General features: G+C 55.1%; 17 protein-coding genes. 10 read left to right on the plus strand and 7 right to left on the minus strand.

Annotated elements, in window-relative coordinates; translation table 11 throughout:
• Window positions 1–66: 66 nt before the first annotated feature.
• Entirely contained in the window at window positions 67–951 is an 885-nt protein-coding gene (locus ACR0MP_RS12180; RefSeq protein WP_170407541.1) for a LysR family transcriptional regulator, read from the plus strand.
• A gap of 287 nt (window positions 952–1,238) precedes the next feature.
• Here ACR0MP_RS12180 and ACR0MP_RS12185 read toward each other — a convergent pair whose 3' ends face one another.
• Window positions 1,239–2,150, minus strand: a complete 912-nt coding sequence (locus ACR0MP_RS12185; protein WP_480886536.1) for a LysR family transcriptional regulator — start codon at window positions 2,148–2,150, stop codon at window positions 1,239–1,241.
• A 107-nt stretch (window positions 2,151–2,257) separates the two neighbouring features.
• Between ACR0MP_RS12185 and ACR0MP_RS12190 the strand changes: the two genes are divergently transcribed.
• The 5 genes from ACR0MP_RS12190 to ACR0MP_RS12210 all read left to right on the plus strand — a co-directional run bounded on the left by ACR0MP_RS12190 (window position 2,258) and on the right by ACR0MP_RS12210 (window position 6,820).
• Window positions 2,258–3,034, plus strand: a complete 777-nt coding sequence (locus ACR0MP_RS12190; protein WP_170407536.1) for a CmcJ/NvfI family oxidoreductase — start codon at window positions 2,258–2,260, stop codon at window positions 3,032–3,034.
• Between the two features lie 13 nt (window positions 3,035–3,047).
• Complete coding sequence (locus ACR0MP_RS12195; RefSeq protein ID WP_170407535.1) at window positions 3,048–4,013, plus strand: TIGR03571 family LLM class oxidoreductase; 966 nt, start codon at window positions 3,048–3,050, stop codon at window positions 4,011–4,013.
• 12 nt (window positions 4,014–4,025) lie between these two features.
• A complete protein-coding gene (locus ACR0MP_RS12200; protein ID WP_480886539.1) occupies window positions 4,026–4,814 on the plus strand; it encodes an SDR family NAD(P)-dependent oxidoreductase in 789 nt (262 codons plus the stop codon).
• A gap of 91 nt (window positions 4,815–4,905) precedes the next feature.
• Window positions 4,906–5,751, plus strand: a complete 846-nt coding sequence (locus tag ACR0MP_RS12205) for an enoyl-CoA hydratase/isomerase family protein (RefSeq protein WP_170394211.1) — start codon at window positions 4,906–4,908, stop codon at window positions 5,749–5,751.
• 82 nt (window positions 5,752–5,833) lie between these two features.
• Window positions 5,834–6,820 (plus strand): zinc-dependent alcohol dehydrogenase family protein, encoded by a 987-nt coding sequence (locus ACR0MP_RS12210; protein ID WP_170596291.1) that lies wholly within the window; start codon window positions 5,834–5,836, stop codon window positions 6,818–6,820.
• 182 nt (window positions 6,821–7,002) lie between these two features.
• On the opposite strand, the gene ACR0MP_RS12215 is transcribed toward ACR0MP_RS12210, so the two are convergent.
• Genes ACR0MP_RS12215 through ACR0MP_RS12230 form a run of 4 tightly spaced genes read right to left on the minus strand, consistent with a single transcriptional unit; the run spans window position 7,003 to window position 10,162 of the window.
• On the minus strand, window positions 7,003–7,800 hold the full coding sequence (locus ACR0MP_RS12215; RefSeq protein ID WP_170407528.1) for an ABC transporter permease: 798 nt from the start codon (window positions 7,798–7,800) through the stop codon (window positions 7,003–7,005).
• On the minus strand, window positions 7,797–8,549 hold the full coding sequence (locus ACR0MP_RS12220) for an ABC transporter permease (RefSeq protein WP_170407525.1): 753 nt from the start codon (window positions 8,547–8,549) through the stop codon (window positions 7,797–7,799). Before ACR0MP_RS12220 ends, ACR0MP_RS12215 begins: the two co-directional genes overlap by 4 nt.
• Before the next feature lie 9 nt (window positions 8,550–8,558).
• Entirely contained in the window at window positions 8,559–9,323 is a 765-nt protein-coding gene (locus ACR0MP_RS12225) for a transporter substrate-binding domain-containing protein (protein ID WP_170394204.1), read from the minus strand.
• A gap of 41 nt (window positions 9,324–9,364) precedes the next feature.
• On the minus strand, window positions 9,365–10,162 hold the full coding sequence (locus ACR0MP_RS12230) for an ATP-binding cassette domain-containing protein (protein ID WP_170407522.1): 798 nt from the start codon (window positions 10,160–10,162) through the stop codon (window positions 9,365–9,367).
• Between the two features lie 77 nt (window positions 10,163–10,239).
• On the opposite strand from ACR0MP_RS12230, the gene ACR0MP_RS12235 reads away from it, so the two are divergent.
• Genes ACR0MP_RS12235 through ACR0MP_RS12250 form a run of 4 tightly spaced genes read left to right on the plus strand, consistent with a single transcriptional unit; the run spans window position 10,240 to window position 14,464 of the window.
• Window positions 10,240–10,896, plus strand: coding sequence for a TetR/AcrR family transcriptional regulator (locus tag ACR0MP_RS12235; protein ID WP_480886542.1), 657 nt, complete (start codon window positions 10,240–10,242; stop codon window positions 10,894–10,896).
• Window positions 10,893–12,077 carry a pyridoxal phosphate-dependent aminotransferase gene (locus tag ACR0MP_RS12240; protein WP_480886544.1) on the plus strand — a complete coding sequence of 395 codons (1,185 nt, stop codon included), beginning with the start codon at window positions 10,893–10,895 and terminating at the stop codon, window positions 12,075–12,077. The genes ACR0MP_RS12235 and ACR0MP_RS12240 overlap by 4 nt, the downstream gene beginning before the upstream one ends.
• Window positions 12,074–13,678, plus strand: coding sequence for a 5-guanidino-2-oxopentanoate decarboxylase (locus ACR0MP_RS12245; RefSeq protein ID WP_170735996.1), 1,605 nt, complete (start codon window positions 12,074–12,076; stop codon window positions 13,676–13,678). Before ACR0MP_RS12240 ends, ACR0MP_RS12245 begins: the two co-directional genes overlap by 4 nt.
• A gap of 3 nt (window positions 13,679–13,681) precedes the next feature.
• Window positions 13,682–14,464: an arginine deiminase family protein gene (locus tag ACR0MP_RS12250; RefSeq protein ID WP_170407515.1), complete on the plus strand. Its 783-nt coding sequence runs from the start codon at window positions 13,682–13,684 to the stop codon at window positions 14,462–14,464.
• Between the two features lie 119 nt (window positions 14,465–14,583).
• Here the strand turns inward: ACR0MP_RS12250 and ACR0MP_RS12255 are convergent, their stop codons facing one another.
• Together ACR0MP_RS12255 and ACR0MP_RS12260 are read right to left on the minus strand one after the other, a co-directional pair.
• Window positions 14,584–16,101: a glycosyltransferase family 2 protein gene (locus ACR0MP_RS12255; RefSeq protein ID WP_480886546.1), complete on the minus strand. Its 1,518-nt coding sequence runs from the start codon at window positions 16,099–16,101 to the stop codon at window positions 14,584–14,586.
• 92 nt (window positions 16,102–16,193) lie between these two features.
• Window positions 16,194–17,324: a glycosyltransferase family 61 protein gene (locus ACR0MP_RS12260; protein ID WP_170407509.1), complete on the minus strand. Its 1,131-nt coding sequence runs from the start codon at window positions 17,322–17,324 to the stop codon at window positions 16,194–16,196.
• Window positions 17,325–17,417 lie beyond the last annotated feature (93 nt).

A 17,417-nucleotide genomic window follows, 5' to 3' on the forward strand; every position in this document is an offset into this window, starting at 1 on the left:
AATACGCTTGCAGTAATACAACACAATCGAATAAAAATGGATATCTAATCCAATATACCTTAACTTATGCAGACACGTTCTCTCAGAACCCTCATACGGGTCTCGAATGTCGGCTCCTTTGCGAAAGCGGCCGAGCAGCAAAACATGACATTGTCTGCACTTTCAATGCAGATGAAGGCGCTTGAGGTGGAGCTTGGCGTCGACCTCTTTGACCGCACCGTACGACCACCGCGACTTACGCCAATCGGCCGGAGCGTCGTCGAGGCATCGATCCCGCTCCTGCAGCACGAAGACAGCCTTCTCAAAATCTGTCGCCCGACGGACACGCTTGTCGGGCATTTCCGAATAGGATTTGTCACAACTGCTGCCGTTCGCTTGCTGCCGAACTTCCTGAACAACGCAAAACGTCAAGCACCGCAAGCGACCTTCTCATTCGAAACCGGCCTGTCCAAGGTTCTACAAGAAAAGGTTGTAAGCGGTCAGCTTGATGCCGCCCTTCTTACAGATGCAGAAGGTGTTCCTGACACGCTTGCGGAAGAGGTGCTTCGAGAGGAACCCTTTGCCTTTGCAGCCCATAAGAAATTGCTGAAAGATGGCCTCGCGGGTTTATTGAATGCGCAGCCCTTCTTTCATTTTATGCCCGACACCGGGATCGGAAAACTCATTGCTGGAGAGATGCTTAAGCACAAAAGACCGAAGGGTTCCGAAACCATTGTCCTTGATAACCTTGAAGCGATTATGGAATGTGTTTCGGCAGGCCTGGGATTTACGCTTCTGCCTGTCCCCGATGTTTTGCGGTACCGGTCTGACGACGTCAAAAGTATTTGTCTCCCACAATCGTCGGCTCGGAAACTTGTTCTTGCGACCGTGCGCAAGGGCGCGCTGGCTGGAAGTGAGGCGATGCTTGCCGCGCTATTCTCGACAGGCGAGGCCGTCGCTGCGGGCGAATAAGAAACACCTTTCCTGCACTCGCGGCTTCGGCTTGATCGACTAAGGTCTTGAAACCCTCTTTTGGGTTCACGCAAGAACGACCGGAACCGGCCTTGGATAAACCGTTTAGATGCTGCGATGCAGCCTGTCGAACTAGCCACTCGCTACGGGAGCGATGGCCGCGTTCACGGGAACTCATAAATCGCGGAACAGATCAGGCTATTGCAATTGCAAAAGGCGTGTCCGCCTCGTGCATTTCTCCAAACTGGCGCCGTGATGTCTTAAGGCGCTCTTGACCAATATTGGGATCATGTTTCCCAAGGTGGATTTGAGCCAATCTCTGCGATCAGAAAATCCATGAATACCCGAACTTTGGGGGATAATACGTTGGACTTGGGATAGATAAGCCATAGTACATTGTCTTCCGTAGCCTCAAAATCTGGCAGAATTTGCATCAACCGGCCCGATTTCAGGTGATCATACACGCTCCACAGTGCGTTCAGGGATATTCCGGCGCCGGCCAGAGTGGCGCAGACCTGGCTTTGGCCGTCGTCTATGATCAATTGACCCTTAGCCATCGTTGGGTCAAATCCGGCTTTCTCACCTGCCTTTCCCGTTAGCGTGCGCAAGTGGCGATTTTGGAAAGCGATCAGGTGGTGGCTTTTCAGATCGGCAGGTGTTTTGGGTGTGCCGTATGTGTCAAGATAGTGCGGCGCGGCGCACAGTATGCGTCGGTCATCAGCCAATTTTCGACCTTTCAGACTGGTGTCGACAAGCGGCGCATTTCTTAGTGCAAGATCGTAACTCCCCTCGATAAGATCGAACTGCATATCCGATAGGCGCAAATCGAGCGTCAGATCGGGGTGCTGTTGAAGAAATTTCGGCAGGATTGGAGCAATGTAGAGCTGAGCAAAGGTGCTGGGCGCAGCGAAGCGCAATGTACCGCGGATGGTCGCTGTTTGTTTGCCCAACGCCGTAAGTGCCGCCTCTTCCTGCGCAATAATCTCTCGGGCGAAGGGCAGGAAATCGGCACCTTCAACAGACAGCGACACCTTGCGCGTTGTGCGATGTAACAGTTCGGAACCCAGGCTTTGCTCCAACTTGGCAAGCTTTGCGCTCGAGACAGCTGGAGCCATGCCCAAAGCGCGCCCCGCCGCACTGATGTTCAGCCTTTCTGCCGCCGCTACAAACAATCTCAGCGCGTCTGTATCAAGCCCCATTATATCGCAAACCCGAATTATCAATCCATGAATGGGCAGTTTATACGCAAATAGATTAGCGTTAAATCCCCTTCATGGATGCAACTCGGCATGGGAAGGAGACGCAGATGACGCGGACAGCCACAGTCAACTACCACGTTCACAAGCCCTGGCGGCAAGCCTTTGAACTAGATGCAGGCGGGATTGCTGGTAATTTGATTTCGCCCGAACTGGCCAGCACGGCTGTTGCATTGACAGATGCCCGCACCACGAGCAACACAGTTACATTTGCGTCTGATGCTGTTGAGTTCGCGCTGCTGGAAACGCAGGTACAAGATTTTACCGGCGAGGTCTGGAAACCGACATACGATGCGGAACTAACGGCAATGCTCTCGAACAAGTTAGGTGCGCGCGAGGTTGTGGTTTTTGATCACACGGTTCGGATAGATGACCCAGGAGCGACGCGCAAACCCGCGCGCAACGTCCACAGTGACTATAGCAAGGACGGAGCCGAACAGCGGCTTGTCGATCTTTTGGGTGCCGAGGCCGCAGCCGAGTGGGCGCGCGGTCACTATGCTTTTGTTAATGTGTGGCGCCCTGTGGATCATCCTATCAACTCAGCACCCCTGGGCTTTGTTCGCCCGTCATCAGTTGAACCGTCTGATTGGATTTTGCTGGACCTGATCTATCCCGACCGCAATGGGCAAATAATGGGGCTGGTAGGAAACCCCAGGCATGAATGGATTTATCAATCGAAGATGACGCCGGATGAGGTCGCGATCTTCAACATCTATGACAATCAAGGTGCTCCGTCGATCGCGCATAGTGCGCTTGATATGGTCGAAGATTCAAACATCAACACCATTCGCAAAAGCATCGAGAGCCGCACCTTGGTGCGCTATTAAAGGAGAGCCGGACATGTTGGATAAAATGCAGCCTGCTGATTTTGCCCAAATCAACGTGGCCTATAACCGGGTATTTCGACCGGGACAGCTGAGCGTTGGCCTTGTGTTGCCACTCGAAGCATATGCAGTCGGTGCAGAGCCGACGCTTCGGGATCATCTGGAAGCGGCTCGGAAAGCGGAGAACCTCGGGTTTGTATCACTTTGGCTGCGCGACGTGCCATTCAACGTTCCAAACTTTGGTGATGCAGGACAGATTTTCGATCCATTTGTCTATCTGGGTGCGCTTGCTGCGGTAACGGACCGAATTGCCCTTGGAACGGCGAGCGTGATCCTGCCATTGCGCCACCCCGCTCATGTAGCCAAGGCGGCGGCGAGCGCGGATGTGCTCTCGGGCGGACGGTTGCTCTTGGGTGTAGCCTCCGGGGACCGGCCTGAGGAGTATCCGGCTATGAAGCAGAGCTATGATGACCGCGGGGTACGTTTCCGCGACAGCTTTGACTACATCCGCGCCGTTGGATCGGACTATCCCGAGCGTGAAAGTGCACAGGGTACGCTGTCTGGCGGGATTGACCTGCTGCCAAAGCCGCATGGGACCCGCCTGCCGATGATTATTACGGGTGGTAGCCAGCAATCCCCCGATTGGGTGGCGCAGAACGGCGATGGTTGGATGACCTATCCGCGCAATGCGACTGCCCAAAGGCAGGTTATTGCGGACTATCGGAGGCGCGGGAAGGAAGCGGGCCAGCCAGACAAGCCTGTCATGCAATCCCTGTATATCGATGTCGTTGCCGATCACGCCGCACCACCGCGCCCGATCCATCTTGGGTTTCAGTCTGGCACCGATTTCCTGCGTAGCTATCTACGTGAAATAGAAACGCTTGGGGTCAATCACGTTGCACTGAACCTACGGTTCAATCAAGCGCCCATCGATACGACCCTCGAACACTTGGCGGATACCTTACTGCCCGACTTTTCCTAAAGGATCAGATCAATGACCAAGACTATACTCATTACAGGTTCAACCGACGGCATTGGTTTGCTCACGGCAAAGAAGCTGGCCGCCGATGGACACAAAGTACTTCTGCATGGACGCAGTACCTCCAAATTGGACAGCGCTGCCACCGACGTCGGCGGCGATGTCGAAACTTATACCGCTGATCTGAGCAATCTGTCCGTAGTGCGAGAACTGGCTGAAAGCGTAAAGGCCAAACATGACAAACTGGACGTGTTGATCAACAATGCGGGTGTGCTGAAAGCTCCGCAAACCGTGCTTGCGAATGGGCAGGACATCCGCTTTGTCGTCAACACACTCGCACCCTATCTGCTCACAGAATTGCTGATGCCGATCATTCCCGCCGACGGGCGCGTCGTGAACCTGTCATCGGCAGCGCAGGCCCCGGTGAATATTAATGCACTGGAGGGTAGTGTCCCGCTGGCTGATATGGAGGCTTATGCGCAAAGCAAGCTGGCGATCACCATCTGGACCCGGGAATGGGCCAAATCTCTGTCCGATGCACCCGTTATGGTCGCGGTAAATCCGGGATCGCTGTTGGCCTCAAAGATGGTGAAAGAAGGATTCGGCCTAGCCGGGAACGATATGAACATCGGCGCTGATATCCTGATTGATGCGGCATTGGGTGATCGGTTCGCTGATGCGTCAGGTGCCTATTTTGACAATGACAGCGGTGCCTTCGCGAATCCACATGCCGCAGCACTGGACAAAACTCACGTCGCCGACGTCATGAACGCGATCAAAGGTTTGATTAACCAGACCAACTGACCCGCGCTGCGCTAAAGCCAGACGCGCTTCCAACTTTAACCTCCCTTACCCCTCGCGCGTGCCGCGTCGAGGCCCAAGAAAGGACTGTCTGATGAAATATGAGAACTTTCAAACCTTTGACGTTGCTGTTGAAAACGGCATCGCAACAGTCACATTCAACTTTGGCACCGTAAACGTGCAAGGCCAGGAAATGCTGGCCGACCTCAACAGTCTGGCCATGCGGCTAGAGCGAGACCGCGAAACCAAGGTCGTGATCTTTCAATCCGCCAACCCGGAAATCTGGGTCTGCCACTACGATACCGAGCTGCTCAAGGATATGTCGACTGAGGCCGTATCCCGGGAGGACGCACAGCTTTTGGACCTTCAATCGGTCTGCGAGCGGATCAGCAAGGTGCCACAAGCCACCATCGCAAAGCTGGAAGGGTTCGCACGTGGTGGCGGACACGAGTTGGCGTTGGCGCTCGACATGCGATTTGCGGCGCGGGGTAAGTACAAGTTCATGCAGATGGAAGTTGGAATGGGCATCCTGCCTTGCGGCGGCGGTGCTTCGCGCATGGCACGTCAAACCGGCCTTGGAAAAGCGCTTGAGATCATCCTGAGCGCACAAGACTACGATGCGGATGATGCAGAACGTCTGGGCACCATAAACAAGGCTTTGGAGCCAGATGAGATTGGCCCGTATGTGACAGCGCTCGCCGAGCGGATCGCAAAATTCCCGGCAGAGTCGATCAATGCCTGCAAGCAGATGGTCTATGAATCCATTGACAAACCAATTGATGAAGCGCTGAAGGCCGAAGCCTATTGGCTGTATCAGGCCACAAGCAAAACCCCGGCGGTCAAACGGTTCACCATCGCGGATGAACAGGGTCTGGAACACGACATCGAAAACCAGCGCAAGTGGGGCGATCTGGTTATGCAGGTTCAGGATATCAACTGATCCGTCCTCCAACACAATGATCACGTCAGGCGTGCGCTGTTCAAAGCCGCGCCTGACACTTCGCTAAAAAAGGAATATCCCAATGAAAGCAATGGTTCTGAACGCCTACGGACCCGATGCACCGTTCGAGCTTGTAGAAATGCCTGACCCGGTCGCAACGTCTGGGCATGTAGTCGTCAAAGTGGCCGCGGCCAGCGTCAATACCGTCGATACAATGATCCGAAGCATGGGCGCGGATCTACCTCTGTCCCCCAATTTGCCCGCGGTCCTTGGCATGGATTTTGCTGGCACAATCACAGCCGTTGGCGAAGGTGTTATAGGTTTTTCCATAGGCGATGAGGTGTATGGCTGCGCCGGTGGTTTGATGGACCTCCCTGGTTCGCTAGCCGAGTACATCAATGCGGATGCCCGCCTGATTGCACACAAACCCAAGACGCTGAGCATGCGAGAGGCCGCGGCGCTGCCTCTCGTAGGCATCACCGCCTACGAAGGATTGACCCGCGCCGGTGTCGGCGAAGGGCAGACCGTTCTGGTTCAAGGCGGTGCCGGTGGCGTTGGTCATGTTGCCGTTCAAGTTGCTCGCCACTTTGGCGCAACCGTTTCGGCAACAGGTCGCGGAGCAGATCAGTTAGCCCTGATCGAGGGTCTCGGTGCGCGCCCGTTGGATTTCACAACCCAAAAGGTCGAGGACTACGTGGCCGAACACACTGATGGCGTGGGCTTCGATGTGGTGTTTGATAGCGTGGCTGGGCCTAACATGACGAACTCGTTCAAAGCGGCCAAGCTCAATGGCCAAGTCGCCTCAACCGTCGCGATGGTCGAGATTGATCTGACACCTGTGCATTTCAAAGGTCTGTCTCTGCACGTCGTCTTCATGCTGATCCCGATGATGCATGATGTCGGGCGTCAATCCCATGGTGACATCTTGAAAACTCTGGCGGAAATGGCGGACGCGGGCCAACTCAAACCAATTGTTGACGAACAGAGGTTTGGGTGGACCAATGTCGATGCAGCCTATGAGCACCTGACAAACGGAGCGGCGGTCGGGAAAGTTGTTGTAGAGCTGTGAACGGAACCGGCCGGGATTGGTGCGCAGAGATATAATTGTGCACCATTCCAGTAGGGCCTGATATTGATATCGACCATCAGTACTCAGCCAAGCTGAATGCAAGTTGCAGCTCAGATTGCTATGAACTCAAAGCACTGGTCGGAGCTGACGCAGCACATGGATCCCCTCCGCTGCTGGCGATACTAACTGGTACCGCCATTGCGGTTTCCAGTCCCAAGAACCTTTACTTCCAGCCAGTGGAAACCAAATGCGATCACGCCCGCGACGAGAATATAGAATACGGCCAACAGGATGAGCGGCTCGTAAATAATGAAAGTGTCGGAGCGCACACGTGAAGACACGGCGTAAATGTCGACGACAGTGATCGTCGCAACCAATGGAGTTGCTTTGAGTTGCAATATGGTTTCACCGCCCAATGTCGGCAGGACGTTGCGGATAGCCTGCGGCAACCAGATACGGCGAAACATGGTGAAACGTGGCATGCCAAATGCCTTGGCTGCCTCAAGCTGACCCTTGGCGACCCCTTTGAAGGCACCGCGCATCACCTCTCCTTCGTAGCCGGCATAGGACAACGTCAGCGCCAGTACTGCATAAGGCCAGGCCTGCCGCAAATAGGGCCACAACTCGGAAGAGCGTATCCAAGGGAACTGCGGAAACAAAGACCCAAGCCCATAATACAATAACCAGAGTTGCAGCAGCAGCGGTGTGCCGCGGATGATAGTGCAAAATGCCTTGGCCGGGGCGGCAAGATACCAAGGCCCTACCGCCTGTGCCAATCCAAGAGGAACGGCGAGTAGGAAACCCAAAACTACGGTGACCACCAACAGCCAGATTGTCGTCCAAATGCCCTGAAGGGCGAGCGGCGCATATTTCGGGATCCAGTCCCACTGAAGAGAGACGGCGCACCAGACAACGATCCCAGCGAATATCAGCATCATCACAATGCGATGTGGTTGCATCAACGATCTGAAATCAATCATCTGCCCCCTCCTTTAAGGGAGGGTTGGCCGCGACGCGCCCATTTCTCAATCCGAGCGAAGATGCCGCCCGAACACAGCGTTACCATGAGATAAAGAAATCCCGCTGCCAGAAAGAAAGTAAAATAGGCGCGTGTACTGCTTGCAGCCTGGCGGGTTTCCAGTGTCAGCTCGTTGAAACCCACAACAGCGAGCAACGCGGTATCTTTGGTTGCAATCAGCCACAGGTTGGCAAGACCTGGCACGGCGAAGCTCATCATGGCCGGGATTGTCACGCGGCGCATGGTCATGAAGGCGGGCATACCGTAGGACTTGGCCGCTTCGATCTGACCGGGCGGAACCGCCTGAATAGCGCCGCGCAAAATCTCGGTCGCGTAAGCGCCCTGGACCACACCCAGCACCCATATGCCTGCGCCAACACCACTGACCTCAACCCGACCCCCGCCCATTGCGGCGGAGATTTTGTTTATGATGTCAGATCCCACGTAATACAGGATCAGGATCAGGACCAGCTCGGGCACAGCCCGGATCACCGTCGTGTAGATGGCGAGAAGATCGCGCGTGACCTTCCCGCCATAGAGTTTGCCATAAGCTCCGAACAATCCGATCACGAGACCGAGGGCATAAGCGCCGAAAGCGATCTGCAATGAGTGGGACAATCCGCGCAGCAGATTGGGCCCCCATCCCGGCGGCGAGAGCGACAAAAGCTCTGCGCTCTGCGCCAATCCAAGTGAATCCAACAGTCCGTTCACAGCAGCGGCTTAGTAAATGCTGGCCGAGAAATAGTTCGATGTGATCTTCTCGTGCGTGCCATCGGCAAGAATTGCGGCGATGCCTTTGTTCAGCGCCTCACGCAGGTCATCTTGCCCTTTGCGCACTCCAGCCCCAACGCCGCGTCCCAGAATAGCGGGATCATCTGCAACGGCGCCTTTAATTTCACAGCAAGCGCCCGCATCCGAGTTTACAAAGTCTGCCATGGCGATGCTGTCTGCTTGAGTTGCATCAATACGGCCTGCGAACAGGTCCTGATTGGCCTCATCCTGTGTCTGATAAACCCGCAGTTCAGCATCCTTGAAATATTCCTGCGCATAGGCCTGGTGGATGGTCGAAGCCTGAATGCCGACAACTTTACCCGCCAGCGACTCTGGTGTCGCTTCGATATCCATCGATTTGTCCGCAACGATTACAGCGGGTGTGTTGTAGTAAGGATCGCTGAAATCAATGGTTTTCAGCCGCTCCTCGGTGATCGACATAGAGGCCATGATGGCGTCGATTTGCTGCCCGGTCAGCGATGGGATGATACCATCCCAGGCTACAGGCGTTATAACACAGTCCAGTTCGGCAGCGGCACAGACAGCATTGATAACATCGATCTCCCATCCAACCCAGTTGCCTGAGCTGTCAAGCGAAGCGAATGGTGGATAAGGTTCAGCCGCGATACCGATCTTGACCTCTTCGGCACTGGCGACACCAACTGAAAGGATGGCGGCGGCAACTCCGGACGCAAGCAGTTTCTTAAGGTTCATTTTGTTACTCCCTTTTGGTTCATTAGTTTGTTTTGACTGAATCAGGCGACCGAGCTGAGGAATTGCCTCAACCGCTCTGATTTTGGATTACCGAAGACCTCGGCAGGTGGACCCTGCTCTTCAATGCGGCCTTCGAAAAGATAGACAACGTGGCTGGCAACTTCGCGCGCAAATTTCATTTCATGGGTGACGAGCAGCATGGTGCGTCCTTCACCAGCGAGATCACGGATCACGTTCAAAACTTCGCCGACCAACTCGGGGTCCAGCGCCGATGTGGGCTCATCGAAAAGCATCACCGAAGGATCTACGGCAAGCGCACGGGCAATGGCGGCGCGCTGTTGCTGACCGCCAGATAGATAGGCCGGAAAGGTGTCGGCCTTGTCACCAAGCCCTACCCTTTTCAACAGGTCGTGCGCCCGCGAGATAGCCTCTGCCTTTGGCACCTTAAGGACATGTATCGGCACTTCGATCACGTTCTCCAGAAGCGTGCGATGCGTCCACAGATTGAACTGCTGAAAAACCATTGCCAGCCGCGTTCGGATACGCTCGATCTGGCGGCGGTTCGCGGGGCTACCATCGGCGTGCATTTCAACCAATTCACCGCCTATGGTGATTTTTCCCGAGCTCGGCGTTTCCAAGAAGTTGATACAGCGCAGCATGGTGGATTTGCCCGAGCCTGACCCCCCGATGATTGCGACAACGTCCCCCTTGTTGGCAGTCAGGGAGACACCCTTCAGGACCTCTAGCGCACCAAAGGATTTGTGCAGGTCCTCAATCTTTATCGCCTCAATGGACGCAGTGGCTTCGGGTGTGGGTGATGCTGCTTCGGCTGTGTCCATATCTAACAATCTTCTGATTTCAGCTTGCAGTAAGCCTCGAATCTCGCAATTATGCAAGTGTATAATAACTCCATGCCATGGATGACACTGACGTGCAGGACGACAGCCGCAAATTTAAACGTGAGTCTGCTGAGTTTCGGCGCGAGGCGCTGATATTGGCGACTTTGGACCTGATCGCCGAGATGGGCGTCCGCGGTGCCACGGTGCGTGAGATTGCAGCCCGCGCGAACGTGACCCAAGGGTTGATCCGTCATTATTTCTCTTCAAAAGAAGAGTTGGTTCAAGCGGCGTATGAGCACCACATGAATACGCTAACAGATCAGACAGCAGCTTCGTCAGGAATGGGAAGCGCGGTATCTCAGTTGACCAACTTCGTTGACGCGTCGCTGCGACCACCAATCGTTGATCCAAGCGCTGTGGCGTTGTGGGCCAGCTTTCTGAACAAGGTGCAACATGATTCAAAAATGCAGCGCATTCACCAGCAGACCTATAACTATTTCCGGGGTCACCTCGAGGAGCTGATCGTCGCTGCATTGCTGGAAACCGGACGTTCAGTTGCTGCAACGGAGGCAACGCAACTGGCCATTGCTTGCAACGCGGTAATCGACGGCCTTTGGCTGGAAGGAGGTGCGCTTCCGGACGCGTTTTCCGAAGGGCAACTGGCGCGGATCGGCTTGGACTCCGTGAGCGCCATCCTGAGGATACCATTAAACAAAGAGGCGGAGCAGCCATGAAGACAACATCTGTGACTGAGCGTTTAGCGGGGTTGGGTGGTGCCAAATGGGGTGTACACCTGAAAGCACGTGACCTTATCAAAGCCGGAGCGGATATCGTCGAAATGACGATTGGAGAACCGGATGTGCCCGTGCCAGCCGCATTGGTAGAAGCCACCGTAACCTCCTTGCGGGCACAACGGACAGGGTATTCCAACGGGCGCGGTGAAGCCGGACTGCTTGACGCGCTTGCTGCTCGCTATTCAGCCTCTCGTGGGCGGCCCTTCGGACCCGAGAACTTTTTGTGCTTTCCCGGGACGCAAACCGCCCTTTTCGCAGTGATGTCCGGGATTGCAGAGGCCGGAGAGGAAGTTTTGGTTGGTGATCCGATGTACGCGACATACGAAGGAGTCGTGCGTGCATCCGGGGCGGATATGGTGCCTGTGCCGCTTCGGCCAGAGCACGGGTTTCGCATGCAAGCCGAAGATATTGCTGCACGCATCACTCCACGCAGCCGCGCCATTCTTCTGACAACGCCACACAACCCGACAGGTGCAATTCTGACTACCACGGAAATTGCCGAAATCGGGCAGCTCGCCATGGCGCACGATTTATGGATCATCTCGGACGAGGTCTATGAAGAACTGATCTTTGACGAGGCCGAATTTGCTTCACCATTGGCAGACCCGAAACTGGCGGATCGTGTCATAGGTGTATCATCCATCTCGAAATCACATGCTGCCCCAGGGTTTCGTAGCGGTTGGTGTGTCGGACCAGCAGCGTTTTGTGAAGCGCTGCTGCCGTATTCCGAAACAATGCTCTTTGGCAATCAGCCCTTCATCGCGGACATGACCGAAAAGGCAATCCGCGACGGGTCCGAGGTTGCCCCCGGCATGGCCGCTCGCTTCTCTGGCCGCGCCACCCTGCTGGCTGATCGTCTTGAAGCAGAAACGGATCTGACGGTTCATCGCCCAGAGGCGGGAATGTTCGCCCTCATCAACGTTTCTGCCACCGGGTTTGATGGTGAAGCTTATGCGTGGGATCTGTTACAGGCCGGGGTGGCTGTCATGCCAGGGTCCGCCTTTGGCGACGGCCTGAAAGACTGGGTCCGGGTCGCGCTGACGATTAGTGACGCCGATTTTGCCACAGCGGTTTCTCGCATCATTGATCACGCCAACAGCAAATCACGCGAGGTTGCATGAGCGGAATGACAATCGGTGAAGCTTTGGTTGCCAAGCTTCGCCAAAGAGATGTGACCTGCGTCTTTGGAATTCCGGGCGTTCACACGGTCGAACTTTACCGCGGTCTTGCGGCTTCGGGCATTCGTCATATCACGCCCAGGCATGAACAGGGTGCTGGTTTCATGGCTGATGGCTACGCGCGTGTTTCGGGGAAACCGGGTGTGACCTTTGTGATCACCGGCCCCGGATTGACCAACACCTTGACACCGATGGCGCAGGCGCGCGCTGATTCAATTCCGATGTTGGTGGTCTCTGGTGTCAATAAAACCGCTTCACTTGGCAAGGGCTTGGGACATCTGCATGAATTGCCAGACCAACTGGGGCTAGCCAGAACAGTTGCGTTGGTGTCAGAACAAGTTCCCGACTCCAACGCTCTGGACCCGGTCTTGGACCGTGTTTTTCACGACCTTACCAACGGTCGCCCAGGGCCGGTGCATATAGAGGTCCCGTTGGATGTAGCAGCAGAAAAATATCAAAAAACACCAGTCGAGACGCTCGATCCAGCACCCCCGGCCAATCCAGATTTAATCTCACAAGCGGCAAGGCAACTGGCTCAAGCAAATCGAGTTGTCATTCTGGCGGGCGGTGGCGCGAAAAAAGCGGAAACCGATTTACAGACATTGGCTGAAACCCTCGATGCCCCCGTCGTGCAAACCGTCAACGCACGGGGCCTGATGCACGGACATCCACTGACCGTTCCTGCCAGCCCGAGCCTCAAAGCAGTACGCGAGCTGATAGAAAGCGCTGATTGCGTTCTGGCTTTGGGAACCGAATTGGGGCCAACCGACTATGACATGTACGCCACCGAGCAAATAGCAGGAAGGTCAGGCCTGATCCGGGTGGATCGCTGCAGCCATCAACTGGCGCGACATGAGGCAGCGCTAACCATTCAAGGTGACGTTAATTTGGTTGTACCGGCGCTGTTTGGGGCATTGTCCAATGAGGCAAAGCAAGACGACGGTGCCGAACGCGCCAGCAAAACACGCCGCGCCGCCTGGGAGGAAATTGGTCCGGACTATCGCCATCAGGTCGAAATCCTGAATGCCATTCGCTCAGAAGTTCCGAATGCATTGATGGTCGGAGACTCAACCCAACCAATTTATGCCGGCAATCTTTTCTACGACCACGACCGGGCCGGAGGTTGGTTCAACGCAGCAACGGGATATGGCGCGCTCGGCTACGGGATACCCGCTGCCATCGGCGCGTCGATCGCCGATCCGACTACAAGGGCGATCTGCATTGTCGGCGATGGAGGTGCACAGTTTTCATTGCCTGAAATCATGGCCGCAGCAGATGAAAACCTGCCGGTCACCTTCGTGATCTGGAACAATCATGGATACCAGGAAATTGCCGCGTCGATGCGGGATGTGGGTGTGACCGTCATAGGTTGTGATCCTTCGCCCCCGAATTTTTCTGCATCAGCCAAGTCTTTTGGCATTCCATTCACCAAGGTTCCGGCCGAACCACAGGCTGTCGCGCAGGCGTTGCGCGAAACTGTCGCTTTAGATGGGCCTGCAATGATCGAAGTCATCGCTCCGAAATGTGAACCTCAGAAAGATTGAAACATGTCAGACCCGACCTTTGAGTTCTCCCGCGCCATCACCCGCCGCCCGGCTGCGACCATTGCTGGCGGTTTGCGTGCAAAGGATATTGGAAACCCCGATTTCGAAGGGATGATGGCGGCACATAAGGCTTACGTGGCTGCACTGAAAAGCACCGGGGCTGAAGTGATCGAACTTGATCCCCTTGACGCGTTCCCCGACGCACAGTTTGTCGAAGATACGGCCCTTTGCCTGCCGCAAGGCGCTGTGCTGATGCGGCCAGGCGCACCATCGCGGATGGGTGAGGTGGCAGAAATGGCGCCAAATCTTCGCGCTTGCTACGAGACGGTTCTGGAAATCAACGGCCCCGGCCATATCGAGGGCGGAGATATTCTTGTAACCGGTCGCGAAATTTTGGTGGGCAGATCAGACCGCACTGACGCTGAAGGTGTCGCCGAGCTGTCTAAAATCACCTCCGCGTGGGGCCACAAATTGCGCGAAGTGTTTACACCGGAAGGCGTTTTGCACTTCAAGACAGATTGTTCACTGATGGATGCCGAAACAATCCTGTCAACTCAAAGACTTGATGCATCAGGCTGCTTTGAGGGCTACCGAGTGCTTCATGTTGCTGATGGGGAAGAAGCTGCTGCCAACGCGATCCGCTTCAACAATCTGGTGCTGATGGCCGCAGGCTTCTCGCGCACAGCAGACATGTTGGATCGTGAAGGGTATGAGATCGTAGAAATTGACAACACCGATTGCGCCAAGCTGGATGGCGGCATGTCATGTCTCTCGCTAAGACTTTGAAGGGTTATTCGCCAACTTTTGGTCATCGGAGGTCTTTTAGTTGGCGAATGAATATCAAGCCGCACGCTATCTGCGACAGCCGGGCCGTTCTAAGAATCGGTTCATCGCGGCACGACAAGTCAGCTATGCATATCCGCATCTATGATGGCGCGGATCCGTTGCAAATCCTCAAGTTCGATGCCGGTGATCTCGTCATAAAGGTCGCGAAACTCGGGCTCATCCATCAAAAACTCAATCTTAGCCTGGTGCCAGGCAACAGCTTTTTCGTGTAGCCGCGCAATCTGGGGAATGGCTATCAACGCTTCCATCGCCACTGACAATCTGGCCAAGTTGCGTTGGATAGTGACGTCCCGATACTGGTTCCAATCCATCCGTATCCAGTAGTTGCGCCCGACAGTGCGATCCACATGCAGGGCCCGTCCGCGTTGACGCTTGACCAAGAAAGACTGCGCAGATCTTAGTGCGTAGTGGTTTAGCTGGACCAGTTCATAACCGATGGTCTTGATATCGGATCTCCAGCCATTCTTTGCCACTTTGTGCGTGATATCCTGACCCGATCCATTGACCCATAGCACCTGTCCGGCTTTTGCTTCTTTCAGCTTATTGGGCCGGTGACAGCTTAGTTTACGATAGGCACGAATATTCCTGGTGGCGGTCTTGAAGCCCCAAGCGGTATGCGGTTTGGGCAGATATGACGCAGCGCATCGGTCAAATTGCGCCAGGACCGGCCTGTCCTCGTAGGTCTTTATCCCGGCCGACCCAAATTGCCGCCAGGTCATTGCAATATTGCTGACCCCCTCAGGCAGGCGCTTATAAAGTTCCGGCAGTGTCCCGTTACCAAAGCGGATGTTGATAAACTCATCCACATCAATATGGATAACCCAGTCGGCACGTTTGACCACCTTGAGCTTTGCAGACTGGTTCAGAGCCCACTGTTGCGGGGAATTGCCCTTCCATTTGTTGTTGTCGACATGCGTGACCAGACCGGTTTTGGCCAGCGCATCCAGCATCAGATCCGTGCCATCCTCGCAGCCATTGGTATAGATAACAAAGTGATGCACACCGATCGATTGGTGGTATGCAATCCATTCCAATAGGAAAGGGCCTTCGTTTTTCATGCAACCGATCAGCACCGTGCCGCTGGTACCCTCTGGCGGCCTGAGGTCCACCGGCACCGTGTCACCCATGGGTCGACTTTCGTCAAAACTTGTCAGGTCATTGCGCGGCAAGAAGCGACGGGCAAATGGCAGCACTTCTTTTGGAGTGGATTCTTCTTTTACACAGGAGGCCAGGGTAGAGAATGCAGGAGGCTGCGCAGTCAGATCATCTGGCCATTCAATCCGGTTAACTATCGCATCGGCACCAAATTGTGCGGCCCAAATTCTGGCGCGATCAGATCCTGAATCAAGATCAGTCAAAATCAGGATGTCGGCCGCCAATTGCCCCAAAACTTCGTGGACTCGACCAACAGAGACTTCCGTGGTGAGGTTTTCTGATAGCGCTGGCATGGCCAAAAGCATGAACCGCGGTCGCTCATTAGCAATTGCACTGGCGAGTGCGGGCAAAAATTCGGGCGGCTCGGCCTTTGCACGTCTTCGCCGCGTAATCTGCGCAAACGCAACCAGTTGCTGCTGCAAATCCGCAATATCGATACTCAAAACAGACGCAACCCCATTGGCTTGGCGCGCCTGATCCCGAGCTGTGTCGCGTATATCCAGGATTAGCTGCATTAGTCAGCGGGCTCTTGATGGATGGGAACCAGCTGGTCGCCAAGGGCTTTTTCCAGTTTTCGGATGGTTCGCCGCCGCTGCCGCCAGAACATTTCTTCCCAGGCCAGATCAGGTGAGACAAATCCTGCATCGGCAAGCACTTTATGCAATCTGGACATGTCAAGCTCTCCAAGTGAATGGCGGTTGGGGCGACCGCGCGATGCCAATACCCAATCGGTGCGAATGGCATTGGCGACCAAAGGCTCTTGCCCGCAAAAGGCCGCTAGCTGAGCTGAGATATTGTGATGCACCGAAGAAGTGCGGCGCGGGATCATTGCAACCTGCTGATCTGGACGGCCTACCAGAGCAAAAAGATGCAGTGCCGACCCGTCTAGTGCAACGATCTGACGGGCGGCTTTGTAACGTGCGATCTGCTTTTCCATCGGGTGTTGTTCCGGATAGAAAATCTCGTACCCGTTCTGGCGCAAATTCTCTTCGAGAAACTCTTCTCCGATAACGCCACCCCGCCGTATTCCAAGACCTGCGCGCGAGATATAAAGCCGCTCCGGCCCATCAGGGGGAACGTCGGCGCCAAAATTTTGATGGATCAAGGCACGATATTCAGGCGTTCCCGCCACAATCGGGCCCAGCCCAAACCCCTGACCGGGCACATGCAGATGTTCTATCTGAGTTGGCTCGGTCACCACTTTGATTGGAAGATCAATACCCAGAAGCTTAAAAAAATTATGCTGCATGGGGCGTGTTTCATCCCCATTGGCGGGTCGCTTGGGGGTAAAGAGGACCCCATCAATATCCTTCGCGATTGCCGGCAGCGGCCAAAGACGTGCGGTGCTTTCAGCTAGGAAATGACCAAAGTGTACCCATAACAGCCCGGCATAAAGCCAGCGACCCGACAATTGCGGCAAAGGGTCTGTTGGCGATATCGGCTGGGTGGTCATGGCACGCTTTCCCCGCCAAAGCGCCCCATGCGCGCAGTATTCCCGGTCTTCAGTCAGAACACCGGCTTCCTGCACCGTATCGGAGACTGCGGGCGGAACCACAATGGCCCGCTCAAGCGCAACAAGTTCGCGTGACCATCCTTGATCAGGCTGAGGAGGTTGGTTCAGATCATTATCGTTAAGCGTAGACATCTTTGTTCACACCCGGTCAGAGCGACCGGGTCGACAAAGACATGCTTCTAGTCGGTCTTCTGCTGTTAGAAGCCGGGATAGATGATCGGTGAA

This window comes from Ruegeria sp. K3, assembly GCF_056531845.1.

Coding starts and splice junctions, on each gene's coding strand:
- ACR0MP_RS12180 (WP_170407541.1), top strand. CDS start 67: ATGCAGACACGTTCTCTCAGAACCCTCATACGGGTCTCGAATGTCGGC.
- ACR0MP_RS12185 (WP_480886536.1), bottom strand. CDS start 2,150: ATGGGGCTTGATACAGACGCGCTGAGATTGTTTGTAGCGGCGGCAGAA.
- ACR0MP_RS12190 (WP_170407536.1), top strand. CDS start 2,258: ATGACGCGGACAGCCACAGTCAACTACCACGTTCACAAGCCCTGGCGG.
- ACR0MP_RS12195 (WP_170407535.1), top strand. CDS start 3,048: ATGTTGGATAAAATGCAGCCTGCTGATTTTGCCCAAATCAACGTGGCC.
- ACR0MP_RS12200 (WP_480886539.1), top strand. CDS start 4,026: ATGACCAAGACTATACTCATTACAGGTTCAACCGACGGCATTGGTTTG.
- ACR0MP_RS12205 (WP_170394211.1), top strand. CDS start 4,906: ATGAAATATGAGAACTTTCAAACCTTTGACGTTGCTGTTGAAAACGGC.
- ACR0MP_RS12210 (WP_170596291.1), top strand. CDS start 5,834: ATGAAAGCAATGGTTCTGAACGCCTACGGACCCGATGCACCGTTCGAG.
- ACR0MP_RS12215 (WP_170407528.1), bottom strand. CDS start 7,800: ATGATTGATTTCAGATCGTTGATGCAACCACATCGCATTGTGATGATG.
- ACR0MP_RS12225 (WP_170394204.1), bottom strand. CDS start 9,323: ATGAACCTTAAGAAACTGCTTGCGTCCGGAGTTGCCGCCGCCATCCTT.
- ACR0MP_RS12230 (WP_170407522.1), bottom strand. CDS start 10,162: ATGGACACAGCCGAAGCAGCATCACCCACACCCGAAGCCACTGCGTCC.
- ACR0MP_RS12235 (WP_480886542.1), top strand. CDS start 10,240: ATGGATGACACTGACGTGCAGGACGACAGCCGCAAATTTAAACGTGAG.
- ACR0MP_RS12240 (WP_480886544.1), top strand. CDS start 10,893: ATGAAGACAACATCTGTGACTGAGCGTTTAGCGGGGTTGGGTGGTGCC.
- ACR0MP_RS12245 (WP_170735996.1), top strand. CDS start 12,074: ATGAGCGGAATGACAATCGGTGAAGCTTTGGTTGCCAAGCTTCGCCAA.
- ACR0MP_RS12250 (WP_170407515.1), top strand. CDS start 13,682: ATGTCAGACCCGACCTTTGAGTTCTCCCGCGCCATCACCCGCCGCCCG.
- ACR0MP_RS12260 (WP_170407509.1), bottom strand. CDS start 17,324: ATGTCTACGCTTAACGATAATGATCTGAACCAACCTCCTCAGCCTGAT.